The following is a 24105-nucleotide window of genomic DNA, read 5'->3' on the forward strand; positions in this document are numbered from 1 at the left end:
GCCCCGCCGGAGACGCAGGTCACCGGCGGGGCGCGGAGTCAGTCGCGGGGCGCGGGAATTCGCCCGAACGGAGGGCGCGGTCAGGCGTTTCAGCCGACGCGGACACCGAACTGGAAGGGCATGTCGCTCATGGGCTCGGAGTGCACCTGCCGGCCCGTGCGGGGTGCGTGGAAGACCATGCCGTTGCCCGCGTAGAGGCCCACGTGGTGCTGGTCGCCGTAGAAGATGACCAGGTCGCCGGGCTGGAGCTGGCTCTGGTCGTAGATCCGGGTGCCGGCGTTCGCCTGCTCCTGGGAGGTGCGCGGGAGGGAGACGCCGGCCTGGCCGTAGGCCCACTGGGTGAGACCGGAGCAGTCCCACGTGGCCATGCCGGTCGCGCCGTACTCGTAGTCCTTGCCGGCCTGGGTCTGGGCGTAGGCCAGGGCGGCACCGCCGCGTCCGGATCCGGCGGGTATGTTCACGCTGCCCGACGAGCTGTCGCCGCTGCCCTTGCTGCCGCTCTTGCCGCTGCCGCCGTTGTCGCTGTTCTTGTCCGCGCCCGTGATCTCGGCGCGCTCCTTCTCACTGAAGCCGTCGAGCACCTTCTGCGCGTCGGCCAGCTTGCCCTGGACCTCGTCCTTCTTGTCCGCCAGCGCCTTGCGCGTGGACTCCAGGTCCGCGAGCTTGGAAGAGGCCTCCTCGCGCTGCTGCTTGAGGGTGCGCTGCTTGGCGGCGATCACCCGGAGGGTGTCGGCCTGCTTGGCCGTCAGCTGGTTGAGCGTGGAGGCCTTCTCCAGGAAGGTGTCCGGGTCGGAGGACAGCAGCAGCTGGAGGGTGGGGTCGACGGAGCCGGTGCGGTACTGGGCGGTGGCCATCAGCCCCAGGCTGTCGCGGAGCTTGTTGAGCTCGTCCTGACCGCGCGCGACCTTGTCCTGGAGGTCACTGACCTCCTTCTGGAGCTTGTCGTGCTGCTCCTTGGCCCCGTTGTACTTCTCGGTGGCCTGCTCGGCCTCCTCGTAGAGCTTGTCGACCTTGGTCTTGGCATCCGCCTTGGACATCTGCGGATCGGCGTGCGCGGCCTGGGAGGTGAGCGCGACGGCTGCGGCGGCCGTGGCGGTCAGCACGGTGACCCGAGCCCGGCTCGGCGACTTGGGACGACGGTGGGAACCCACGGGGTCGAGCTCCTTCTTCAGCTGCTCGGACACCTTCACCGCCATCCCGAATGGATGGTCACCGCGCGAAGGTTCGAGGCACGACCCTAGTGAGCGGAATGAGATCCTTTCAAATTCTCCTGTGAAAAAAGTTCGTCAGTGAGGCAAGCTTTACCCGCGGTACACGGGCGGTGACGGCCACTTGACGCTCAGGTACGGGCAAGTCGCTTGAGGAGCAAGGCCGATGCGACCGGCCGCGCGCCCGCCCTGGCGACCCCGTCGGCCACCTCGCGGTCCGTGGAGACCACCACCACCGGGCGCCCCGGCGGCTCGGCCCGCACGATCTGGCGGATGAGCTCGTCCGCCGTCACACCCGGCTTGCTGAACAGCACCCGCACCCCGCGCGGCGGCGCCAGCAGCACCGGCGCGGCCAGCTCCGCGCCGTCGAAGACACAGGTCACCTCGGCGCCGGTCTGCGCGGCGAGCATGGCGAGGCCGCCCAGCAGCCGCAGCCGCTGCTTGTCCAACGGCATCGTGGGATAGCCGGTCTTGGTGACGTTGTAGCCGTCGACCACCACGTGCACCTGAGGCAGCGCCAGCAGCTGGTCCAGCAGCGCCGGGTCGGTCTCCGACAGGGCGCGCGCGGCGATGTCCCGGGGCGTCATCGTGCCCGGCTGCACCGCGTCCACCGTGTCCGCGGGGTGCACGGAGGCGGGCGGCAGGGCCAGTTCGCGGCGCAGCCCCTGGGCCGCGTCCAGCACGGTGTCCAGCAGCAGCCGCAGCCGCATGTCCTCCACACTGCGGCCCTCGCGCACCGCCCGGCGGCTCGCCTCCACCGCCGCCTCGGCCTCCGCGAGCCGCGCCTTGATGCGCCGGGTCTCGCCCGCGGCCGTGGCCCGCTCCGCCGCGGCCCCGTCCCGGACGGCCTCCAGCTCGGCCTGCGCCTTGCGCAGGGCGGCCTCGCCGCGGCGCACGTCGCTGACGGCGCTGCGCAGCTTGCGCTGAAGCGATTCGGCCTCCTTGCGCGAGGCCTCCAGCTCGGCGCGGATCCGCTCGGCCTCGGCGCGCGACTCGGCACGGGCCTCGGCCAGTTCCTCGCGCAGCCGGCGCAGTTCGCGCTGGGCCTCCTCGCCCGCGCGCTCGGCGTTCGCGCGCTGCGCCTCCTCGCCGGCGGCGGTGACGAGCTTGACCCAGCCGGGCGGGCGCAGCACGAAGGCCATCGCCGCGACGTCCTCCGGGTCGGCGGCCGCGGGCGGCGAACCGGCGTCCAGCGCCTCGGCGAGCTCGGAGCCCGTCTCGCGCAGCCGGGCCGAGATGCGCTGCCGGAAGGCGGGGTCGCCCTCCACCGCGGCGGCCATGGCATTGCCCGCGAACTTGGCCCGGCGACTCGGGGTGAACCGGGCGTACTGCCGCAACTGGGGCGGAAGTTCGGCCACCGTCAGACCGCCGAACGCCTCCGCGACGAGCGCGACGACCTTCCGCCGGATCCCCTCGGGCAGCGGACGGTCGAGCACCTCGGTGACGCCGTCGGCGGCGCCGCCGGCATCACCGGCCGCCTCCGCACCGTCGTCCGTGTGCTCCACCACCGTTACCGCTCCCGTTCTTCCTCAGACATCTGCGCCAGGCCGGTCCACCAGCTCGATCTGGTCGACCGCGTTGCACCAGCGGCAACGCACGGACTCGATCGTCTCACTGACCACCTCACGCTCCTCCACCTTCGGCTCGCCCGCCAGGTCGAGGTGCACGTATTCGACGGCCTTGACCGTGCGGGTCACATCGAACCGCGTGAGATTGCCGCACAGCGTGCACCGCCACCGGGTGGTGGCCGTCGGCAGGGGAACGCCCATGATGTCGTCCGTCCTCGTCGTGTGGTGTCCCCGCAACCCTACGCGGCCCGCCGGTCACGACAGGCGGGGCACCGGCACCGGCCGCCGGACCGGCGAGGCGCTCTGTGCCGGTTGCGGCAGGTACGCCATGATCTGGTCATGATCGTAAGGGCTGTGCAGCGGTCGGCCGCCCGGTGGGCGGGCCGGGCCGGGACCCCCGTGGTCACCCATGCGGTCCTGGCCGTCTGCTGCGCGGTCTTCCTCCTCGGCCCCGCCTCGGGGCTGAACGCCGCCTACGGCTCCGGACCGGACCTCCTCTCCGCGCAGACCGCCTACTTCGCGCGCTGGGGCGTCGTCCCCGCACAGCTGTGGCACGGCTCCCCGGGCGCGCCCGCGACCCTGCTCACCGCACTGTTCGTGCACGGCAACTGGCTGCATCTGCTGGGGAACATGCTCTTCCTCCACGTCTTCGGCGCCATGACGGAGCAGCGCATGGGCCGCTCCGCCTTCGCGCTCTTCTACCTCGCCACCGGCGTCCTGGCCCTGCTCGGCTACGCCGCCGTGCACGCCGGCTCCACCCAGACGCTCGTCGGGGCGTCCGGCGCCATCTCGGGTGTGCTCGGCGCGTTCCTCTGTCTCTTCCCCCGGGCCCGCGTCACCAGTCTCTTCCCGTTCCTGTTCTTCCTTCCGCTGCGCTTTCCCGCCTGGGTCGTGCTGCCGTTCTGGTTCGCTCTGCAGTGGCTGGCGGCGGGACACGCGGACGGCCGTCCGGGCGTCGCCTATCTCGCACACGTGGTGGGCTTCTCGGCCGGGTTCGGCTACGCCTGGGTACGCAGGAGACGTGGGGCTAGAGTGAAGAGCGCAGCCAGGTCCACTGAAGGAGATACCGAACCGTGATCACTGCGATCGTGCTCATCAAGACCGACGTGGACCGGATCCCGGAGATCGCCGAGACGATCGCCGCGCTGGACGGGGTCAGCGAGGTCTACTCCGTGACGGGTGCCCAGGACCTGATCGCCCTGGTGCGGGTGGCCCGCCACGACGACCTGGCGGACACCATCCCGGGCCGGATCAGCAAGGTCCCGGGCGTGGCGTCCACCGAGACGCACATTGCGTTCCGCACGTATTCCCAGCACGACCTGGAAGCGGCTTTCGCGATCGGCCTGGATTCCTAAGCACCCCGTGGGCCGCGCCCCGTAAGGGGCGCGGGGCAGTGTCTCCCCCAGCTACCGCTGGGAGGTACCCCCAGCGGCTCCGCCGCGTGAGCGCGATCAACCACGACGAGCCCGCACCAACTCCCGAACGGCCCGCAGAAACCGCTCGATGTGCTCGTCGGGCGTACCGGCCCCGAAGCTGACCCGAACCGCGGAGGCGCCGCCCCCGCACCCACCGGGCCCTCCGCCCAGGAGCGCCCGCACGAGCGGGTGCGCGCAGAAGAGCCCGTCCCGTACCCCGATCCCGTACTCGGCCGAGAGGGCGGCGGCGAATTCCGCGCTGTCCCAGCCCTCGACGACGAAGGACAGCACGCCCACGCGCGGGGCGTCCGCCCCGAACAACGAGAGCACCCCGACCTCCGGCACCTCGGCCAGGCCCGCGCGCACCGCGGCGAGCAGCCGCTGCTCCCGGGCGACGAGCGTTCCGAAGCCCGCCTCGGTGAGCGCCCTGCAGGCGGAGGCGAGGGCGTAGGCGCCGATCACATTGGGCGAACCGGCCTCGTGGCGGGCCGCGGTGGTGTGCCACTCGACGTCCAGCGCGCCGTCGGGCCGCCGGGTGACGGAGCGGCTCGCCCCGCCGCCGGCCAGGTAGGGCTCGGCGTCCCGGAGCCAGTCGGCGCGGCCGGCCAGGACGCCGGCGCCGAAGGGGGCGTAGAGCTTGTGCCCGGAGAAGGCGGCCCAGTCCACGTCCAGTTCGGCGATGTCCACGGGGTGGTGCGGGGCCAGCTGGGCGGCGTCGAGGACGATCCGGGCGCCGTGCGCGTGGGCGGCGGCGGCGAGTTCGCGCACGGGCCACAGCTCGCCGGTCACATTGGACGCGCCCGTCACGCAGACCAGGGCCGGCCCGTAGGGCGCGCGGTCGGCCAGTGCCCGCTCCAGGATCTCGACCGCGTGCTCCGGGGTGCGCGGCGCATCGAGGCAGGTGACCTGCGCGCCGCGCCACGGCAGCAGCGCGGCGTGGTGCTCGGTCTCGAAGACGAACACCCGGCAGTCCGCGGGCAGTACGGCCGCGAGGAGGTTGAGCGAGTCGGTGGTGGAGCGGGTGAAGACGACCTGGTCGCCGGGGCGGCAGCCGAGGAAGCGGGCCACGTCGGCCCGGCTGGTCTCGAACAGGTCGGTCGACAGCTGCGAGAGGTGTCCGGCACCGCGGTGCACGCTGCCGTAGTAGGGCGCGTAGGCGGCGACGTCGTCCCACACGCGCTGCAGGGCAGGCGCGCTGGCGGCGTAGTCGAGGGCGGCGTACGGCACTTCACCCCCGGTGACGAGCGGCACGCGCACGTCACACCCGAGGACGGGCAGGGGGCCGTCGGCCGGAGCGGGGTCGGTGACGGTGGCGGTGGCGGCAGCGGTGGCGGCAGGGCATGCGGACATGGCGAACTCTCCCGGCAGGGCAGGCGGATGGCGTGGACGACGCACCCGCGGCGCAGTGCGCAGGCAGTGCGCAGCACGGTGTGCGAAGACGGCCCGCGCGGCGGAGGCACGCGCAGGACCACGGGAACGGGCCGTAGGCCCTAACGCATTCGCTGAATCACGGAAGGAACTCCCTCGACGACCAGGATCCCTGGCGAGGGATCCGCGCTTGCCGCAGACCCGGTGGTCTGCGGCCCGGTCATCACCCGGGGCACCCCGCCACGGACGGAGGGTTGCCGGACAGCGGGCCGGGGCCTGTGTCGCTGTCACTCGTGACCTGGCCAGGAGTATGGCACAGGCACCGTGCCGGGGACAGGCGGTGTCCGGGTCGTGGACGCCGTTTTGTTGAACGGAGTGAGCTCCAGACATAAAGGGCCCGCACGCGATCGTGATTAATCGATCGTTCGCCCGCACAGTCGACGTTCCATCCAATCGCGAACACATCGTCCCGGATTGCGGAATCAAAAATTCCGCTACAGCCGAAATCAATACGTTATCGGAGCGAGATGCAACCGTTACCACCGCGATCATAGAGTCGCTCACATCTGGAACGCCGAACGAACAAGCAAGTGACCCGGGGGGCGGTCGTGTTCGTCCAGCTCCTTGCGCACGCCTTTGCCCGGGCCTGCCGAGCCCCCCTTTCTGTCTCCACCGAGATAAAGACGGGGAATTGCCAGTGAGCTCCACACGCATCGTTGACGTCGTCAACTTCATGCCGGAACGAGTGGTCCGCAACAGTGAGCTCACCCACGACGGTCACGACCTGAGCGAGCACAAATTCTTCGCCGGCGTGAACGAGCGGCGATTCGCCTCGCCGGATTACACCTCGGCCGAACTCGGCACCGCCGCGCTGAAGAAACTGCTCGACCGCAACGGTGTGCGCGCCGAGGACCTGGACCTGATCATCTGCGCGGCCCAGTTCAACGACGCCTTCTCCCCCGGCATCGGCACCGCCGTCCAGCACGCGGTCGGCGCGACGTCGGCCGCCGTCCTGCACATCGAGAACGGCTGCTGCTCCTGGATCTCCGCGCTGAACACCGCCCGCGCCTTCATCGACTCGGGCCACTACCGCAGGATCGCCATCGTCACCGTCACCAACTTCATCTCGCGGCTGACGGAGTTCCAGAAGTCGCCGGAGTCCTGGGTGCTCGGCGACGGCGCGTCCGCGACCCTGGTCGCCCCCGGGTCGCCGACCATCCTCTCCCTCCACGAGCAGGCATTCGGCCAGAACTGGGGCGCCCTGCGCGTCGAGCCGGACGCCGTCGGCGAGCAGGAGCTGCCGCACTGGGAGCGCGGCACCGGTCCGCTCACGGTGAAGTTCAGCCCGAACATGCTGGCCCGGCTGTGGGCCGTGACGATGGAGTGCCTGCCGGAGGCGGCCGCGGCCGCACTGGACAAGGCCGGGCTGACGGCCGACGACATCTCCTGGCTGATCACCCACCAGCCCAACGAGAGCTACATCGCCGAATGGCGCAAGCGCATCGGCGTCGACGCCTCGCGCGCCCATGACACGCTCTCCGTCTACGGCAACATGTTCCAGAGCTCCCTGCCCGTCACCTTCGCCGACGCACTGGAAAACAAGAAGATTTCCACCGGCGATGTGGTCGCCTTCGCCACTTTCACCCACGGCGGCGAGCAGGTGTCGTCCATGGTCTGGCGCTGGACCGGCTGAGTCCGCCCCCGGATTTCCCTTCCCCTTTCCCTTTCGCACGCCCAGCTTTTCACTTCTTTTCTGCACGTTCCTTTTGCACGTTCCTTTTGCACGCATTCTTCAGGAGCAATCATGTACGAGCGCGTCCCCGACGAGTCCGGCCTCATGCAGAACTACCGGCTCGACAGTTCCGACCTGGAGGGTCTCGGTCTCACCTGGAGCGAGACCACCAGCGGCGAGGACATGATGAAGCTCATGCAGGGCATGACCAAGGAGTCGTACACGCACGACGAGATCTACGGTCAGTACTGCCCGCTCTCCACGCACATCGACGTTCCGTACGACATCGTCTTCGAATACGCCGCCAACTCCCGTGCGCTGGCGGAGTGGACGTACAGCATCCGGAACATGAAGCACCTCGGCGGCGGTCTCTACCGCGCCGACGAGATGATCCAGCCGAACACCGAGATCTACATCCGCACCGACGCCCAGAAGGGCCCCGACATGGGCACGGTCGTCTACCCGTGCGCCTGGGACCAGGGCCACGAGCTGTGGATGCGCTACTACCTGACCATCATCGACTCGGCCAAGGTCTTCAACAAGCCGGGCACCGTGGTGCTGTGGACCAACTGCAAGCACCCCTACTACGACCGCAACACCACCGACGTGCCGGACTACATCGCCGAGGGCCGCGCCCGCACCGACCGGGTCTGGGTCGGTGACATCTGGCCGCTGTTCCACGCCGGCCACACCCTCGAGATCAACAACATGAAGAAGATCCTCGAGCACCGCTTCGGCACCACGGCCAAGGGCTAGTCAACCGTCAACGGGGGTACACCATGCGGATAGCCGACGCTTTAGTCACGACACTGCGCGACCTCGACACCCGCTACGTCTTCGGCGTCAGCGGGGCGAACATCGAGCACTTCCACGACGCCGTCGAACGGCTGGGCCGCGGGCGGCTGTCCGCGGTCCTCACCAAGCGCGAGGACGGCGCGGCCTTCATGGCCGACGCGCGCGCCCGGGTCCACCGGACCCTGGGCGTCTGCTGCTCGACCTCCGGCGGCGGCATGATGAATCTCGTCGCCGGCCTCGCCGAGTCGCACGCCGAGTCCGTGCCCGTGCTGGCCCTGGTGGGCCAGCCGCCGGCCGCCCTGGACGGCCGCGGCTCGTTCCAGGACTCCTCCGGCATCGGCCGGACCGTCGACGCCCTCCCGCTGCTGGCCGCGGTCACCAAGAAGACCCTGCGGCTGACCGATCCCGCCCTGTTCTGGGCGCAGTTGAGGGACGCGATCGAGACCGCCCTCAGCGGGCGGATGGGCCCGGTGGCCCTGCTGGTCCCGCGGGACTCCTACGAGCTGGAGGTGGGCCCCGTGCCCGCCGACTGGCCGCAGGACCTCGCGGGTTTCGTCCGGCAGCAGCCGGTGGACACGAACGACGTGGCCGCGCTCTTCCGCCGGCTGCAGGAGGCCTCCGCCCCCGTGCTGCTGATCGGCCACGGAGTGCGCCGGTCCACCGACCCCGGCGCCGTGGTGCGCTTCGCGCAGCAGGCCGGGATCCCGGTGATGACCACCATGGGCGCCCGCGGCGAGTTCCCCAACGACGACCCGCTGCACTTCGGCGTGGTCGGCGCCGGGGGCAACCCCTCCGCCGCCGCCTACCTCACGGACACCGCCGACTGCGTGGTCCTGGCGGGCACCGGGCTGGCCGCGATGACCCGCAGCGCACTGCGCGGCTGGGACCCGGGCAAGGCCGTGGCGGTCAACATCGACCCGGGCGAGATCCGTCGGTCCTCGCTCGCGGACACCGTCGTCGAGGGCGATGCGGGCGCGGTCTTCGGACAGCTGCTGGAGCTGCTGGACACCGACCCGTTCACCGCTCCGCCGGCCGTCGGCTACGAGCTCACCCGCTTCGTCCCGCGCCTGGCCGAGCCCATCCCGGGCCGGGACGCCGACCCCGGCGTGCTGCTGCAGAGCGAGGCCGTCGCCATCCTGGAGGAGCACCTGCCCACGGACGGGCACCTGCTCTACGACGCCGGCAACTGCGCCGTCGCGTCCATGCACTACTCCTCCGTGCCGCGCGGCTCGTCCTCCACCATCGCGCTCGGCAGCGGCGGCATGGGGTACAGCATCGCGGCGGCGGTCGGGGTCCAGCTGGGCGCCGACCGCGGGACGCGCACGGTGGTCTTCTGCGGCGACGGCGCGTTCCTGATGAGCGGTCTGGAGATCCACACCGCCGTCGAACTCGGCCTGCCCATCCTGTACGTCGTCTTCAACAACGGCATGCACGGCATGTGCGCCTCGCGGCAGCAGACCTTCTTCGACTCCCGCATCACGGCCGTGGACTACACCCCGGTCGACGTGCCCGCCGTGGCCCGTGGGCTGGGCTCCGCCGGCCGGCTGTGGACCGGCAGCGCGGGAACGGCCCCCGAACTGACCGGGCAGCTGGAGGAGTACCGGCGGAGCGCGTGCCCGACCGGCGTCCTCGAACTCCGCCTGACGACCGAGGAAGTGCCGCCGTTCGCCAACTTCCTCCCGGCGGACGAGCCCACGATGCCGGCCAAGACGTCGTGGCGGATCCCCGCCTCGCTCCGGAGCGCCGGAACGATGACCCCGGCCTAGGGACCGGCCCCCACCACACCATCCAGCACCCAGCATTCAGCACACAGGAAGAGCCACTATGACTGTGCATGAGCTCGATCTCGCGGGGATAACGGACTCCGGGCTGCGCGCCGACTACCTCAAGAGCTCCCGGCTGTTCCGTGACATCGGCCGCGGACGCTTCCTCGGCCGCTACATGTTCCCCGCGGCCAAGCGGCCCTACTTCGACACCTTCTTCTCGTTCGTCTGCTACGTCGACGACCTGGTCGACGACGTCAACCGCAGCCTGGAGGTGCGCAAGCAGCGCCTCGACGAGTTCGAGCGCGCCTACCTGGCGGCCTGCGACGGCGAGGAGCTCACGACCGACGGCCCGCCGTCCGGCGACCACGTGGCCGACGCCGCCCTCTCCCGGGCCCTGGTCCACATGATGCGCACCTGGGACCTGCCCCACCGGGATGTCCCGCAGTTCGTCCAGGCGCAGCGCGAGGCCCTCACCACGTACGAGTACGCGACGTACGAGGAGATGGACCCCTTCATCCAGGGCGTCACCCTGCTCCCGGCCATCTGGATCAACGGACTCTTCGAGCCGCAGAGCGAGGACGCCGAGGAGCTGTGCCGGCACACCATCACGGCCTTCCAGCTCCTGGACTTCGCCTGGGACGTGGAGGAGGACCTGGAGCTCGGCCGGCTGTACCTGCCGATGGAGGACCTGGCCAAGTTCGGCCTGGACCGTACGTCCCTGGCCCGTGAGGTCGGCAGCGGGCACGTGAGCGAGGCCGTCCGCGAGCTGATGAAGTTCGAGATCGACCGGGCCGTCGGGCACCTGGACGCCGGACGCGCCTGGGGGCGGACGCTGCACCCGACCTCGCGGACGTTCGTCGAGCTCGACATCGAGACGCACCGGCAGATGGCGGTCGAACTGGTCAAGGACGACTACGCGTTCTTCGGCAGGCCGAAGAAGGGCCTCGGCTTCAACTCGGCGAAGATCGCGCCGCGCACGGCCGCGGCCGCCGCACGGGCGGCGCGCATCAACCGCGCGGCGGAGCAGTCCGGTTACCGGATCCGCCGCCCGTGGTCGGCATGACGCGAGCCGCCGTCGTCAGCGGCCTCGGGGCGTGGGTTCCGCCGCATGTCGTCACCAACGACATGCTCGCGGCGGAACTCGACACCTCCGACGAGTGGATCAGGACCCGGACCGGCATCGCCCAGCGGCACATCGCCGGTCCCGGCCTGGCCACCGGCCGGCTCGCCGTCGAGGCGGGCCGGCGGGCGCTCGCGTCCGCGGGCGTCGGCACGGTGGACGTGGTGGTGCTGGCCACCAGCACTCCCGACCGCCCCTGCCCGGGGACGGCCCCCGTGGTGGCCGCCGAGCTGGGCCTGGACGGAGCCGGCGCCTTCGACGTGGCCGCCGTGTGCACGGGCTTCGTGTACGCGCTGGCCACCGCGGCGGGCCTGATCGCCACCTCGGTGGCCGGCAGCGCGCTGGTCATCGGGGCCGACACCTTCTCGACGATCCTCGACCCCGCGGACCGCACCACCCGCGTCATCTTCGGCGACGGGGCCGGCGCCATGGTGCTGCGGGCCGGGGACGCGGCGGAGCCGGGGGCGCTGCTCGGCTTCGACCTGGGCAGCGACGGCCGGGGCGCGGACCTGATCACGGTCCGCGCGGGCGGGTCGGAGCAGCGCAGCCGGGAGGCGGCGGTGCCGGAGGCGGACACGTACTTCCGGATGGACGGGCCGCAGGTGTTCACGCGCGCCGTCCGGTACATGACCGGCTCGGTGCACAGCACGCTGGAGCGGGTGGGCTGGACGGCCGAGGAGGTCGGCGCCGTCGTCCCGCACCAGGCCAACGTCCGCATCCTCGACACCTGCGCGCGCGAACTGGGCATCCCCGTCGAGCGCGTGGTCAAGAACATCGACCGGGTCGGCAACACCGTGGCCGCGTCCATTCCGCTGGCCCTCGCCGACGCGGCGGCCGACGGGCGGCTGAAGACCGGCGAACGGGTCGTGCTGACGGGCTTCGGTGGCGGCCTCACCTGGGGATCCGCGGCCCTGACCTGGCCGGACATCACTATCGGACTGCAGGAACAGTGAGGAAACGATGGAGACTCTGAACAACCGGCTCGAAGCCCTGCTCGAGGAGCGCTTCCCGCAGGCCGCCGCCGCGCTCGTCGGCGGCGCCACCTTCCAGGAGGCGGGCGTGGACTCCATGGGCGTGGTCGAGTTCATCGTCACCGTGGAGCGTCACTTCGGCCTGCCGATGCTCGACGGCAACGAGCTGAGCGGCACCTCGACGCTGGACGACGCCCGCGAACTCCTGACGTCCAAGGGTGCCTCCGCCTGAGCGCTCCGCGGGAAGCGCAGTGCGTCGACTGCGGGCCCGTCGTGGCTGGTCGCGCCCACGCGGCGGAGCCGCATATCGAAACTGCCCCGCGCCCCTTCAGGGCGCGTCCGCCGGACCCTCACCGGGGGTCCGGCGGTTTTCTCACGTCCGGGAGGACACATGCAGCACCTCTTGATGCTCAACGAGAACCCCCTGCCCCCGCTGCCCTCCGTCGCCGACGAGATCACCCGGCAGGTCGGCAGCGTGAACCGTTACCCCGAGTTCTTCCCCGAACATCTGAAATCGACGATAGCCGACTGGCTGGGCCTGCCCGAGGAATGGGTGACCGTCGGCTCCGGGTCCGTGGGAGTCGCCCTCCAGGCCCTGCAGGCCGCCGTCCGGCCCGGCCGCCAACTGGTCTACGGCTGGCGGAACTTCGACGCCTACCCGCTGCTCGCCCGGATGACCGGCGCCCGGCCCGTCCAGGTGCCGCTGCTGCCCGGCGGCCACCAGGACATCGCGGCCATCGCCAAGGCGGCCGCCGCCGACACCGGCGCCGTCATCGTCTGCAACCCGCACAACCCCACGGGCCGGCTCGTCGCCCCCGAGGAGCTCCGGGAGCTCGTCACGTCGGTCCCGTCCGACACGGTCGTCGTCCTGGACGAGGCCTACATCGAGTTCGTCCGGCCCGACGAGCGCCCCGCGTCCCTGGAGTGGACCCGGGAGTTCAGCAACCTGCTGGTGCTGCGCACCTTCTCCAAGGCCTACGGACTCGCGGGCATGCGGGTCGGCTACGGGGTGGCGAGCCCCGAACTCGCCGAGCGCATCAACGCGTTCCAGCTGCCGTTCGCCATGAGCTCGCTGTCCGTGGCCGCCGTGGAGGCGTCCCTGAAGGCGGAGGACGAACTGCGGGAGCGGGTGGAGTTCCTGGTCGGGGAGCGGGACCGGGTGCTGGCGGGCGTGCGCTCCACGGGCTGGCAGGCGCTGCCGAGCCACACCAACTTCTTCTGGCTCGACGAGCCGGCGCGCGTCGACGCGGTGCGCACCCGGCTGGAGGCCGCGGGCGTGGCCGCGCGCTACTACCCCGGCGAGGGCGTACGGATCACCGTCGGGGACCGGGCCGCGAACGACGCCGTGCTCGGGGCCCTCACGCACTGACGGCCCCCGTCCGGCCGGGCCCCGCTGTGCCAGGGGGCCGGGCCGGAGGAGGCCGTCCGTGCGCGTGGATGCGCGGAGTTCACCAGCCGCCGGAGGGGGCGACCTTCCGGATGCCCGGCAGCGCCGCGTCCATCACCGTGGAGAACCAGGCCGAGAAGGCCTTCTCCGCCTGCAGGGCCTTGAGTTCATCCTGGGTGACGAAGCGGGTGTCGTGCACCTCCTCGGGGTCGGGCGCGCACGCCTGGGCGACCGTGCCGACGAAGAGGTGGTTGTACTCCTGCTCCACCAGGCCGGAGATCTCGTCCGGGTGGTTGTAGGTCACCGTGCCGGCCGGGACGAGGGTGATCTCCGTCAGCCCCAGCTCCTCCCGGGTGCGCCGGGCGGCCGCGGCCTCGGGGCCCTCGCCCGGATAGGGGTGGCCGCAGCAGGTGTTGGACCAGACGCCCGGCGAGTGGTACTTCGTGAGCGCCCGCTGCTGGAGCAGCATGCGCCCCTCGCCGTCGAAGAGAAAGACCGAGAAGGCCCGGTGAAGTTTTCCCGGGGCCTGGTGCGCCGCAAGCTTTTCTTCGGTGCCGATGGTCTCCCCGTCGGAATTGACCAGTTCCAGCAGAATGGGGCTGATTTCCGGAAGTGTCACAGTCGAACCTTTGCGTCGGCCGAATACGGCGTTGTATGGGCGTCGTTGGGGGTGGGCACCGACGACGCCGAATGGTGCGCGACAACTCAAAACAGCAAAGTGATCGTAACAGCAATTCGACGGCCGTGACCGGCTTTCTCCGGGCCCTTTTCCTTTCCGGGCCCGGAGAAAGAAACTCCGTGGTTCAGGCCGTGCTGGCGGCCACCCAGCGGTCCAGGGCGGCCTTGGCCGCGCCCGAGTCGACCGACTCCGCGGCCTTGGCCATCCCGGCGGCGATCTGCTCGGCCAGCGGGGCGTCCGAGGGCTCCAGCGCGGCCAGCGCCGCGGCCGAGTTGAGCAGCACGGCATCCCGCACCGGCCCCTGCTCGCCGTTCAGCAGCCGGCGGGCCACGTCCGCGTTGTACGAGGCGTCCGCGCCCTTCAGCGCCTCGATCGGCACCAGTCCGATGCCCACGTCCCGCGGGTCGAAGGAGGAGCGCCGCACCTCGCCGTCGCGCACGGTCCACACCGTGGACGTGCCCGTGGTGGTCAGCTCGTCCAGGCCGTCGTCCCCCCGGAAGACCAGGGCGGACGAGCCGCGTTCGGCGAGCACCCCGGCGATGATGGGCGCCATCCGGGCGTCGGCGACCCCGGTGGCCTGGGCCCGGACCCGGGCCGGATTGGTCAGCGGGCCGAGGAAGTTGAAGGAGGTGGGGATGCCCAGCTCCTTGCGGGCGGCCGCCACGTAGCGCAGCGCCGGGTGGAACTTCACGGCGAAGCAGAAGGTGATGCCCGCCTCGGCGGCCACCTCCTGCACCCGCCGCGGGGTGAGTTCGAGGTTGACGCCCAGCTTCTCCAGCACGTCCGAGGCGCCGGAGGCGCTGGACGAGGCGCGGTTGCCGTGCTTGACGACGCGGGCGCCGGTGCCGGCCACGACGATGGCCGACATCGTGGAGATGTTGACCGTCTTCGCCCGGTCGCCGCCGGTGCCGACGATGTCGACGGTGGGCCCGGGCACCTCGATCAGGTTGGCGTGCTCGTACATCGTGCGCACCAGGCCGGCGATCTCACCGACCGTCTCGCCCTTGGCCCGCAGCGCCACCGCGAAGCCCGCGATCTGCGCGTTCGTCGCCTCGCCGCGCATGATGCGGTCCATGGCCCACGCGGTGGTGTCCGTGCTCAGGTCCTGCCCGGCCAGCAGTGCGCTCAGAACGTCCGGCCAGCTCTGCAGGGTGCCTTCGGCGGGAGAGCCGGCGGGGGGAACGGTGTTCATACTCCACGCTCCTGAGTGCGACGGGCCTTGGGGCCCACCCTATCGGCGTCCCCCGGCTCCCCGGGACGCGCGGGGCACCGCGGGCGGTTGCCCGGGTGCCCCGGGGAGAACGGCGGACGGGCTCAGCCGGCCCGGTGCTCCACGACGACCGGCAGCCGGGACGGGCCGCGCAGCCAGATGCCCGGCTTGTAGTCGACCTGCTCGTCCACGAGGGACAGCCCGGCGATGCGCTGGGCCAGGCCCTTGAAGGCCTCCTTGGCCATCAGCCGGGACAGCAGGTCGCCGGCGCAGTAGTGGATGCCGCGGCCGAACGACAGGTGCTTGCGGCTGTTCCCGCCGAGGGCGAAGGTCTCCGGGGAGTCGAAGACCCGCTCGTCCCGGTTGGCCGCGGCGATCAGCAGCAGGACCACGTCACCGGGCTCGATGGTCTGCCCGTGCATCTCGACCGGCTCCAGGGCGACCCGCCAGGAGGCGTGGGTCGGCGGCTCCAGGCGCAGGATCTCGTCGAGCACGGCGTCCGCCGAATCCGGCTCGGCGGCCAGCTGCGGCAGGATCTCCGGGTGCCGGGCGAAGAGCACGGCGGCGTTGCCTATCAGGTTGGAGAAGGTGTCCAGGCCGGGGACGACCAGGAGCACGCAGACGGCCGCGATCTGGTGCAGGGTCAGCCCGCCGTCGGCCAGGTCGCGGGCGCGGGCCAGTTGGGAGAGCAGGTCGTCGCCGTCGGCGGAGGCGCGCTTCTCCAGCAGCTCGACGAAGTACGCGGTGCACTCGGCAACGGCCTTCTGGCAGCGGGCGGCCACGTCCTCGGAGGGCTCGGCGCCCAGCTCCAGGATGTGGGCGATCTCGGTGGACCACTGGACGAAGATCTCGTGGTCCTCGCGCGGGATGCTCAGCATCTCGCCGAGCACCCGGATGGGCAGCGGCGCACCGAGCCGCTGCATGACGTCGAACCGGTCGGGGAGTTCGCCGAGGAGCTCGTCCACGATGGCCGCGGTGGAGTCCTTCAGGCCGTCGATGATCGCGGGCGTGAACGCCTGGGAGACCAGGGCGCGCAGCTTGGTGTGGTCCGGCGGGTCCAGCAGCTTGAAGAGCTGGGCGTCCCAGCCGTCGATGCCGAGCCCGAGGAAAGGCGCGTCCTCCGCCTCGGTGTCGCCGGCGACCCGGGCGAAGTATTCGGAATTCCCGAGGTCCTTCCCCATGCGCCGGTCACGGAGCAGCAGATCGCAATCCTCGTAGCGGCTCACCGCCCAGGCGCCCAGCGGCCCGCGCACCGCGGGGTGGTTTTCCCTCAGTTCGCGGTACACCGGATAAGGATCGGCCCGAAAGGCCGGGTCGGTGGGATCGAATGGGAACTCAGCATTCCGGTCCGTGGTCAGCATTCCCCGATTTCCCTTCAGCAATTGAGCTGGTGGCACCTGCCACACTAATTGCACCCGGGGGACTGGATCAAGGTTCGGCTGTTCAACCGCCCACCTTGACAAGGAAGTTCGCGCACGGCGGCCGCGGGCATGCACGAGGGGCCCGCGGGAAATTCCCGCGGGCCCCTCGTCGTGGCGTATCAGCTGTACAGCGGATCAGTGGTGGCCGTGGCCGCTCGTGATCTCCTCGAACTCCTCGGCAGTGGCCTTCGGGATGTGCGTCCCCTCGCCGTAGAAGCCCTTCGAGAGCTTCACGCGCAGGCGCTGCGAGGCACCCGTCTTGCGGGCCACACCGTTCTCGTCGACCTCCGGCTCCAGCTCGAGCGGCTTCGGCTGCTCGTGCGAGGTGAGCGTGAAGAGCTGGTCCTGCGAGAGCGGCTCGTGGACCTCGACGAACTCACCGTGCGGCAGGCGCTTGATGATGCCGGACTCGCGTCCGTGCAGCACCTTGTCCCGGTCGCGGCGCTGGAGACCCAGGCAGATCCGGCGCGTGACGATGAAGGCGAGGATCGGAGCCGTGAAGAACGTGATCCGGACGAACCAGGTGACGCTGTTCACCGAGAGGTGGAAGTGCGTCGCCCACAGGTCGTTGCCACCGTTGACGAGCCCGACGCCGTACATCACCAGCCAGGCGACGCCGAACGCGGTACGCGTCGGGGCGTTGCGCGGCCGGTCGAGCAGGTGGTGCTCGCGCTTGTCACCGGTCACCCACGACTCGAGGAAGGGGTAGACCGCCATGGCCGTCAGCACCACGCCGAAGATCAGCAGCGGGATGAACACGCCCAGGACCAGGGTGTGGCCCGCGAAGTTGATCTCCCAGCCGGGCATGGCCCGGAAGATGCCCTCGGACATGCCCAGGTACCAGTCGGGCTGGGCGTTGGTGGAGACCTGGTCGGGCCGGTACGGGCCCATCGCCCAGACCGGGTTGATGGTGGCGATCGCGGCGATGGCCGCGATGACACCGAAGACCAGGAAGAAGAAGCCTCCGGCCTTGGCCATGTAGACCGGCATCAGCGGCATGCCGACGACGTTCTTCTCGGTCCGGCCCGGACCCGGGTACTGCGTGTGCTTGTGGTAGACGACCAGGATCAGGTGGGCGACGACCAGACCGAGCATGATGCCCGGCAGCAACAGGATGTGGATCGAGTAGAACCGGGCCACGAAGTCATGGCCGGGGAACTCGCCGCCGAACAGGAACATCGAGATGTACGTCCCGACCAGCGGGATGGACAGGATCAGGCCCTGTGCGATGCGGATACCGGTGCCCGAGAGCAGGTCGTCCGGCAGGCCGTAGCCGGTGAAGCCGGTGAAGGTGCCCAGCACCAGCAGCAGGAAGCCGAACAGCCAGTTGACCTCGCGCGGCTTGCGGAACGCGCCCGTGAAGAAGACGCGCATCATGTGCAGCATCATGGCCGCGAGGAAGACCAGCGCCGCCCAGTGGTGGATCTGCCGGAGGAGCAGACCACCGCGGACGTCGAAGCTGATGTCGAGCGTCGACTTGTACGCCTCGGACATCCGCATGCCCTGCATGGGGACGTACGAGCCGTGGTAGACGACCTCGTTCATGCTCGGGTGGAAGAACAGCGTCAGATACACACCCGTGAGGATGATGATCAGGAAGCTGTAGAGGCAGACCTCGCCCAGCATGAAGGACCAGTGGTCCGGGAAGATCTTGCGCATGTTGGCCTTGGCCAGGGAGTAGATCCCCAGCCGGCCGTCGGCCCAGTCGGCGACCCGCTCGCCGGCGGGCGCCTTGCGCCGGTTGTCGGTTGCAGTACTCATCCGCGCTCCCAGTAAGCAGGACCGACGGGCTCCTCGAAGTCGCCCATGGCCTCCAGGTAGCCCTTGTCGTTGACCTTGATCCGCAGCTGCGGAAGGGCGTGGCCGGCCGGGCCGAAGATCACGCGTCCGCCGTCGGAGAGGTCGAACGTGGACTGGTGGCAGGGGCACAGCACGTGGTGGGTCTGCTGCTCGTAGAGGCTGATCGGGCAGCCGACGTGCGTGCAGATCTTGGAGAACGCGACGATGCCCTCGTGCGACCAGTCGAGCTCGCGCTTGTCCTTGATGTTCTCCGGGCGGAGCCGGACGATCATCAGGGCGGCCTTGGCGATCTCGTTCTGGAAGTCCTCGTCCTCCTCCTTCATGCCCTCGGGCATGGCGAAGGTGAGCGAGCCGACCTGGATGTCCTCGGGACGCAGCGGCTGCAGGGTGTTCTGGTTGATCAGCATCTTGCCCTGCGACCAGGCGGTCTTGCGGAGCTTGGTGCCCGGCAGCGGACCGAGGTCGCGGAGCAGCACCACGCCGGAGAGCGGGAACAGCGCCAGCGCACCGAACATGGTGTTGCGGATCAGCTTCCGGCGGCCGAGCGCCGACTCCTTCGCGCCCTCCCGGAAGTCGGCCATGACCTTGGCCTTGACCTCGGGAGAGGCCTCGATCGGGTGCCGCTCGTCGGCGACCTCGACGTCGGACATCAGGGTGCGCGCCCAGTGGACCGCGCCCGCGCCGATGCAGAACAGCGCCACGCCCAGGGTCAGGCCCAGCGCGAAGTTCAGCGCGCTGATGTGACCGATCGGGAAGACGTAGATGTTCTTGTCGACCGGCAGGGTCACGTACGAGGCGATGAAGCCGACCGTGGCCAGCATCGACAGCACGAACAGCATCGCGACCACGCGCTCGGACCGCTTGGCGGCCCGCTCGTCGATGTCCTGGATGCGGTGCTCGTGCGGCGGCAGCCCCGGGTCGGCGAACGGGTCGGCGGTGGCTACGGCGCCGGCGTGTGCTTCGCCCTGCGTGCTCGGCAGGTTCTCTTCTGGAATCTCTTGGCTACTCATGACTTCTTGGCCTTTGCGGTCCGGGCAGCGACCCAGATGGCCACGGCGACCAGCGCGCCCAGACCGAAGACCCACGCGAACAGGCCTTCGCTGACCGGGCCGAACCCGCCCAGCTCGAGACCGCCGGGGTTCTCCGACTTGCTGCTGTTGACCGTGCCCAGGTACGCGACGATGTCCTTCTTGTTCTTCTCCGACATCGTGGTGTCGGGGAAGGAAGGCATGTTCTGCGGGCCGGTCTGCATGGCCTCGTAGATGTGCTTGGGGTTGACGTTCTCAAGGCTCGGGGCGTACTTGCCGTTCGACAGCGCGCCGCCCTTGCCGGTGAAGTTGTGGCACTGGGCGCAGTTCGTACGGAAGAGCTCCCCGCCCTTGGCGATGTCGGCGCCGTCAGGGCTGTACTGGCTCTTGGTCGGGGCGACCGGCCCCGCGCCGAGGGAGGCGATGTACGCGGCGAGCTGGTCGATCTCGGCCTGCGAGTAGATCGCCTTCTTGCGGGGCGCCTGGGCGCCCTGCTGCTGGAGCGGCATACGGCCGGTGGCGACCTGGAAGTCGACGGCCGCGGAGCCCACACCGACCAGGCTCGGCCCGTCGGAGGTGCCCTGACCGCCGGTGCCGTGGCAGCTTGCGCAGCCCACGGAGTAGAGCTTCTTGCCCTCCTCGATGGCGAGGGACTGGGCGGTGTCATCGGCCTTGGCCTTGTCCGCCGGCGCGAACGCGGCGTACAGCCCCCCAGTTACCGCCAGCGCGAAGAGTAGGACGACGACCGCCGCCAGCGGATGGCGTCGTCGTGCGGAGAGCTTTTTCACGGATTACCCCGGTGTCAGGATCTTCTGCTTCGTTGCTGGACTGTGGTCCGGTGCAGGACAGGACCGATTACTTGATCAAGTAGATCGTGGCGAAGAGGCCGATCCAGACCACGTCGACGAAGTGCCAGTAGTAGGACACGACGATGGCCGCCGTCGCCTGGTGGTGGGTGAACCTCTTGGCCGCGTACGTCCTGCCCAGGACCAGCAGGAAGGCGATGAGACCGCCCGTCACGTGCAGGCCGTGGAAGCCGGTCGTCAGGTAGAACACCGAGCCGTACGGGTCGGAGGAGAGCGAGAGGCCGTCCTCCTTGACCAGGTCGGTGTACTCGAAGATCTGGCCGCCGATGAAGATGGCACCCATCACGAAGGTGATCGCGAACCACGTGCGCAGCTTCTTCACGTCGCCGCGTTCAGCAGCGAAGACGCCGAGCTGGCAGGTGAGGGAGGAGAGCACCAGGATCGTGGTGTTCGTCGCCGAGAACGGAACGTTCAGGTGCGACGCCATCTCCTTCCAGTGGTCGGTTCCGGTCACCGATCGGAGGGTGAAGTACATCGCGAAGAGGGCCGCGAAGAACATCAGCTCGGAACTCAGCCAGATGATGGTTCCGACGCTGGTGAGGTTCGGCCGGTTGACCGAGGGGTGCGCGTGCCCGGTATCTACTGCTGTTGCTGTCGCCACGACCGACATTATGTCGGTCGCTTATCTCGCGCTCACTCCGGGGGGTGCCGTTCGGTGTGTCAAGGGCGTATGCCCAGCTCGTACGGCCCAGTTCCGTGGTCCCCCGAAGGGAGGAAGCGGCCCTTCCGCCCGGCCCGACGCACCGTCACCAGCCGTGTGCGAACCCTCCTCCGGGGCCCTGTGCGCGGAGTAGCATCCGCGCAGCAGAACGATCCACACGCTGTGCTTCTCACACGCCTGGAGGAACGAATGCAGCCCACTGCCACGGTGCTGGTCTACAGCGACGACGCGAGCACCAGGGAGCAGGTGCGGCTGGCCGCCGGGCGGCGCCCCGCGGCCGATGTGCCGCAGGTGGAGTACCTGGAGTGCGCGACCCTGCCCGCCGTGCTGCGGACGCTGGAGGAGCGCCGGGTCGACGTGTGCGTCCTGGACGGCGAGACGGCGCCCGCGGGCGGCATGGGGGTGTGCCGGCAGCTGAAGGACGAGGTGTTCCGCTGCCCGCCCGTGCTGCTGCTCATCGGGCGCCCGCAGGACGCCTGGCTGGCGACCTGGAGCCGGGCGGACGCGGTGGTGACCCACCCGGTGGACCCGGTGGCCTTCTCCGCCGCCCTGGCGGGCCTGCTGCGGGCGGCGGACCGGCCGGCCGTCGGGGCCTAGGGCGCTGCACCTCACATCCGGGGCCGCAGCCGGGCCGCGTCGGCAGGGCTGGTGCCCTCGCGCTTGCCGGCCGTCAGCGCGCTGCCCTGGCGCCACTTCTGCCACGGCATGTTCCAGTCGCCGAAGCCGTTGTCGAAGGGCGTCATCGTGGCGCCCGCACTGCCGACCACCTTGACGATGTCGCCCAGATGGACGGTGTCGAAGAACCATTTGGCGTTCTCGGTGCTCATGCCGGTGCAGCCGTGACTGACGTTGTCCCAGCCCTGCGAGCCCTCGGACCAGGGGGCGGCGTGCACGTACTCGCCGCTCCAGGTGACCCGCGTGGCCCAGTGGACGGGCAGGTCGTAGGAGTCGGCGCTGCCCTCGGCGATGCCGATGCTGGTGCCGCGCATCCGTACGAAGGATTCCTTGCCCAGGACCACCTTGACCCCGTTGCGGGTGTCGTAACCGGGCTTTCCGGTGGTCACGGGGACGCTGCCGAGCTCCTGGCCGTTCTTCATGACGGTCATGGAGTGCGCACTGGCGTCCGTGACGGCCTCCACCCGGTCCCCGATGGTGAGCCGGACGGGCTTGGAGGGGCCGCCGTAGAGCGCCCCGCCGACCTTTATCCCGTTGAGCGTGGCGGAGACGTTCACGACCGCATGAGCGGGCCAGTACTCCTGCGGGCGGTAGTGCAGGGTGCGGTTGTCCACCCAGTACCAGGCGCCCTTGACGGAGGGCTGTGAGTCGACCCGCAGGGTGCGCTCGACGACCGCGCGGGAGGCGGGGTCCGTGACGGGCATGCTGAGTTCGGCCGTGACGGGCTGTCCGACGCCGTAGGTGCCGCTCTGCGGGCCGAACGTGACGCGCAGCAGCTTGTCCGCGGGGTTGGTGTCGAAGCCGATCGTGCGCCGCCCCTGGGCCCCGTCCTCGTCCTCGGTGCTGATCCTGACGGTGTAGTGGGCGCCGGCGGCGAGGGCGCCGGTGCTGCGCCAGTGCAGCCCGCCCGCGTCGAGTTCGCCCTTCACGTAGCGGCCGGCGGCGTCCGTCGCGGTGACGTCCGTGATCCGGTCGCTGCCGTCGGCCCTGACCTCCAGCGGCTTGCCGGGGTCGGCCTTGTGGCCGTCCTCGGCGCCGACGAGGGACACCTGCCCGGTGGCGTCGTAGGGCTTGTCCGCCAGCGGGTTGGACGAGCCGCCGCACGCGGTGCCCCCTGCGGCGAGGGCGATCACCAGGAGGCTGCAGAGAACCGCCGTGCTGCGAGAGGAGTGACTCATGGTCACACCGTAGGAAGATTCGGGGGGTACGGCCCGCGGGGTGACTGCAAACGGGTGGCGCCGCCCCTCCGGGGACGCAATCGGGCCCCGCACACCGCCAGGTGTGCGGGGCCCGGGGGTACTGCGGGCGGCGGAACCTACTGGTTCTGGTTCTCGCCGCGGTAGAACTCGAACACCCAGCCGAAGAGTCCGACGAAGATGATCGGTGCCGAGAAGAACATCAGCCACCAGCCGAAGCAGATGCTCAGGAAGGCGAGCGCGCCACCCACGGCCAGCGACAGCGGCTGCCAGCTGTGCGGGGCGAAGAAGCCCAGCTCACCGGCATCGTCGGCGACATCGGCGTTCTTGTCGTCCTGGGCACCGGCGTCCACCCGGCGCGCGGTGAACGCCAGGTAGTAGCCGATCATCACGCTCAGGCCGAAGGCCATGAAGAGCGCGGTGGTACCGGCGGCTTCCTTCGACCACAGGCCATAGACGATCGCCATGGCGAGGATGAAGACGGAGAGCCAGATGAACATCCGGCCTTGGATCTTCACTTGCCGGACTCCTTTCCGCCCGCGATGGCCCCGGCACCCACGGTCTCGAGCTCAAGAGCCGAGATCTCGGGGTGGTGCAGGTCGAACGCCGGGGATTCGGAACGGATCCGCGGCAGGGTGAGGAAGTTGTGCCGCGGCGGCGGGCAGGAGGTCGCCCACTCCAGCGAACGGCCGTAACCCCACGGGTCGTCGACCTCGACCTTCTTGCCGTACTTGGCGGTCTTCCAGACGTTGTACATGAACGGCAGGATCGACAGGCCCAGCAGGAAGGAGCTGATGGTCGAGATGGTGTTCAGCGTGGTGAAGCCGTCGGCGGCCAGGTAGTCCGCGTAACGGCGGGGCATGCCCTCGACACCCAGCCAGTGCTGCACCAGGAAGGTGCCGTGGAAGCCCACGAACAGCGTCCAGAAGGTGATCTTGCCGAGGCGCTCGTCCAGCATCTTGCCGGTGAACTTCGGCCACCAGAAGTGGAATCCGGAGAACATCGCGAAGACGACCGTACCGAAGATCACGTAGTGGAAGTGCGCCACCACGAAGTACGAGTCCGAGACGTGGAAGTCCATCGGGGGCGAGGCCAGGATGACGCCGGTCAGACCACCGAAGGTGAAGGTGATCAGGAAGCCGACGGCCCAGAGCATCGGGGTCTCGAAGGACAGCGAGCCCTTCCACATGGTGCCGATCCAGTTGAAGAACTTCACACCGGTCGGGACCGCGATCAGGA

At 70.0% G+C, this 24105-nt stretch carries 24 protein-coding genes and 1 riboswitch; of the genes, 10 read left to right on the top strand and 14 right to left on the bottom strand.

What is annotated here, in order from left to right; translation table 11 throughout:
• Positions 1 to 89: 89 nt before the first annotated feature.
• The 3 genes from ACWD4B_RS21245 to ACWD4B_RS21255 all read right to left on the bottom strand — a co-directional run bounded on the left by ACWD4B_RS21245 (position 90) and on the right by ACWD4B_RS21255 (position 2977).
• Positions 90 to 1151, bottom strand: coding sequence for an NlpC/P60 family protein (locus tag ACWD4B_RS21245; protein WP_451422207.1), 1062 nt, complete (start codon positions 1149 to 1151; stop codon positions 90 to 92).
• A gap of 188 nt (positions 1152 to 1339) precedes the next feature.
• The gene (locus ACWD4B_RS21250; RefSeq protein ID WP_451422208.1) at positions 1340 to 2713 is read right to left on the bottom strand and encodes an NYN domain-containing protein; all 1374 of its coding nucleotides are present in this window, start codon (positions 2711 to 2713) and stop codon (positions 1340 to 1342) included.
• 24 nt (positions 2714 to 2737) lie between these two features.
• The gene (locus ACWD4B_RS21255; protein WP_336412608.1) at positions 2738 to 2977 is read right to left on the bottom strand and encodes a hypothetical protein; all 240 of its coding nucleotides are present in this window, start codon (positions 2975 to 2977) and stop codon (positions 2738 to 2740) included.
• 138 nt (positions 2978 to 3115) lie between these two features.
• Here ACWD4B_RS21255 and ACWD4B_RS21260 point away from each other — a divergent pair, with 138 nt between their 5' ends.
• On the top strand, positions 3116 to 3853 hold the full coding sequence (locus ACWD4B_RS21260) for a rhomboid family intramembrane serine protease (RefSeq protein ID WP_390777648.1): 738 nt from the start codon (positions 3116 to 3118) through the stop codon (positions 3851 to 3853).
• Entirely contained in the window at positions 3850 to 4131 is a 282-nt protein-coding gene (locus ACWD4B_RS21265) for an Lrp/AsnC family transcriptional regulator (RefSeq protein WP_171082927.1), read from the top strand. The genes ACWD4B_RS21260 and ACWD4B_RS21265 overlap by 4 nt, the downstream gene beginning before the upstream one ends.
• Before the next feature lie 96 nt (positions 4132 to 4227).
• On the opposite strand, the gene ACWD4B_RS21270 is transcribed toward ACWD4B_RS21265, so the two are convergent.
• Positions 4228 to 5541, bottom strand: coding sequence for an aminotransferase class V-fold PLP-dependent enzyme (locus ACWD4B_RS21270; RefSeq protein WP_451422193.1), 1314 nt, complete (start codon positions 5539 to 5541; stop codon positions 4228 to 4230).
• A gap of 199 nt (positions 5542 to 5740) precedes the next feature.
• Positions 5741 to 5858: riboswitch (SAM riboswitch) on the bottom strand.
• A 398-nt stretch (positions 5859 to 6256) separates the two neighbouring features.
• On the opposite strand from ACWD4B_RS21270, the gene ACWD4B_RS21275 reads away from it, so the two are divergent.
• The 7 genes from ACWD4B_RS21275 (at position 6257) to ACWD4B_RS21305 (ending at position 13312) form a co-directional block, all read left to right on the top strand.
• Complete coding sequence (locus ACWD4B_RS21275) at positions 6257 to 7252, top strand: 3-oxoacyl-ACP synthase III family protein (RefSeq protein ID WP_451422194.1); 996 nt, start codon at positions 6257 to 6259, stop codon at positions 7250 to 7252.
• 111 nt (positions 7253 to 7363) lie between these two features.
• Positions 7364 to 8047: a hypothetical protein gene (locus ACWD4B_RS21280; protein ID WP_336412612.1), complete on the top strand. Its 684-nt coding sequence runs from the start codon at positions 7364 to 7366 to the stop codon at positions 8045 to 8047.
• Between the two features lie 23 nt (positions 8048 to 8070).
• Positions 8071 to 9852 carry a thiamine pyrophosphate-binding protein gene (locus tag ACWD4B_RS21285; RefSeq protein ID WP_451422195.1) on the top strand — a complete coding sequence of 594 codons (1782 nt, stop codon included), beginning with the start codon at positions 8071 to 8073 and terminating at the stop codon, positions 9850 to 9852.
• Between the two features lie 58 nt (positions 9853 to 9910).
• Positions 9911 to 10915, top strand: a complete 1005-nt coding sequence (locus tag ACWD4B_RS21290) for a phytoene/squalene synthase family protein (RefSeq protein WP_451422196.1) — start codon at positions 9911 to 9913, stop codon at positions 10913 to 10915.
• A complete protein-coding gene (locus ACWD4B_RS21295; RefSeq protein WP_451422197.1) occupies positions 10912 to 11925 on the top strand; it encodes a beta-ketoacyl-ACP synthase III in 1014 nt (337 codons plus the stop codon). The genes ACWD4B_RS21290 and ACWD4B_RS21295 overlap by 4 nt, the downstream gene beginning before the upstream one ends.
• A 7-nt stretch (positions 11926 to 11932) precedes the next feature.
• Complete coding sequence (locus tag ACWD4B_RS21300; RefSeq protein WP_336412616.1) at positions 11933 to 12175, top strand: acyl carrier protein; 243 nt, start codon at positions 11933 to 11935, stop codon at positions 12173 to 12175.
• Between the two features lie 159 nt (positions 12176 to 12334).
• Positions 12335 to 13312, top strand: coding sequence for an aminotransferase class I/II-fold pyridoxal phosphate-dependent enzyme (locus ACWD4B_RS21305; RefSeq protein WP_451422198.1), 978 nt, complete (start codon positions 12335 to 12337; stop codon positions 13310 to 13312).
• 79 nt (positions 13313 to 13391) lie between these two features.
• Here ACWD4B_RS21305 and idi read toward each other — a convergent pair whose 3' ends face one another.
• The 7 genes from idi to ctaE all read right to left on the bottom strand — a co-directional run bounded on the left by idi (position 13392) and on the right by ctaE (position 20944).
• Positions 13392 to 13949: an isopentenyl-diphosphate Delta-isomerase gene (idi, locus tag ACWD4B_RS21310; RefSeq protein ID WP_451422199.1), complete on the bottom strand. Its 558-nt coding sequence runs from the start codon at positions 13947 to 13949 to the stop codon at positions 13392 to 13394.
• A 184-nt stretch (positions 13950 to 14133) separates the two neighbouring features.
• Entirely contained in the window at positions 14134 to 15201 is a 1068-nt protein-coding gene (gene trpD, locus ACWD4B_RS21315; RefSeq protein WP_451422200.1) for an anthranilate phosphoribosyltransferase, read from the bottom strand.
• Positions 15202 to 15323: 122 nt separating this feature from the next.
• Entirely contained in the window at positions 15324 to 16505 is a 1182-nt protein-coding gene (locus ACWD4B_RS21320) for a cytochrome P450 (protein ID WP_451422201.1), read from the bottom strand.
• 270 nt (positions 16506 to 16775) lie between these two features.
• On the bottom strand, positions 16776 to 18401 hold the full coding sequence (gene qcrB / locus ACWD4B_RS21325; protein WP_451422202.1) for a cytochrome bc1 complex cytochrome b subunit: 1626 nt from the start codon (positions 18399 to 18401) through the stop codon (positions 16776 to 16778).
• Positions 18398 to 19450 carry a cytochrome bc1 complex Rieske iron-sulfur subunit gene (gene qcrA / locus ACWD4B_RS21330; protein WP_451422203.1) on the bottom strand — a complete coding sequence of 351 codons (1053 nt, stop codon included), beginning with the start codon at positions 19448 to 19450 and terminating at the stop codon, positions 18398 to 18400. The genes qcrB and qcrA overlap by 4 nt, the downstream gene beginning before the upstream one ends.
• Positions 19447 to 20256: a cytochrome bc1 complex diheme cytochrome c subunit gene (qcrC, locus tag ACWD4B_RS21335; protein WP_336412623.1), complete on the bottom strand. Its 810-nt coding sequence runs from the start codon at positions 20254 to 20256 to the stop codon at positions 19447 to 19449. The genes qcrA and qcrC overlap by 4 nt, the downstream gene beginning before the upstream one ends.
• A gap of 67 nt (positions 20257 to 20323) precedes the next feature.
• Positions 20324 to 20944 carry an aa3-type cytochrome oxidase subunit III gene (ctaE, locus tag ACWD4B_RS21340; RefSeq protein WP_336412624.1) on the bottom strand — a complete coding sequence of 207 codons (621 nt, stop codon included), beginning with the start codon at positions 20942 to 20944 and terminating at the stop codon, positions 20324 to 20326.
• A 240-nt stretch (positions 20945 to 21184) separates the two neighbouring features.
• Here ctaE and ACWD4B_RS21345 point away from each other — a divergent pair, with 240 nt between their 5' ends.
• Positions 21185 to 21592 (top strand): hypothetical protein, encoded by a 408-nt coding sequence (locus ACWD4B_RS21345; protein ID WP_390777662.1) that lies wholly within the window; start codon positions 21185 to 21187, stop codon positions 21590 to 21592.
• An 11-nt stretch (positions 21593 to 21603) separates the two neighbouring features.
• Here the strand turns inward: ACWD4B_RS21345 and ACWD4B_RS21350 are convergent, their stop codons facing one another.
• The 3 genes from ACWD4B_RS21350 to ACWD4B_RS21360 all read right to left on the bottom strand — a co-directional run.
• Positions 21604 to 22848, bottom strand: a complete 1245-nt coding sequence (locus tag ACWD4B_RS21350) for an Ig-like domain-containing protein (protein ID WP_451422204.1) — start codon at positions 22846 to 22848, stop codon at positions 21604 to 21606.
• Between the two features lie 137 nt (positions 22849 to 22985).
• A complete protein-coding gene (locus ACWD4B_RS21355) occupies positions 22986 to 23384 on the bottom strand; it encodes a cytochrome c oxidase subunit 4 (protein ID WP_171082892.1) in 399 nt (132 codons plus the stop codon).
• Positions 23381 to 24105, bottom strand: a 725-nt coding sequence (locus tag ACWD4B_RS21360) for a cytochrome c oxidase subunit I (protein ID WP_451422205.1), incomplete at its 5' end; no start/stop codon positions are given. The genes ACWD4B_RS21355 and ACWD4B_RS21360, both read right to left, overlap by 4 nt.

The organism is Streptomyces sp. NPDC002536 (assembly GCF_053594995.1).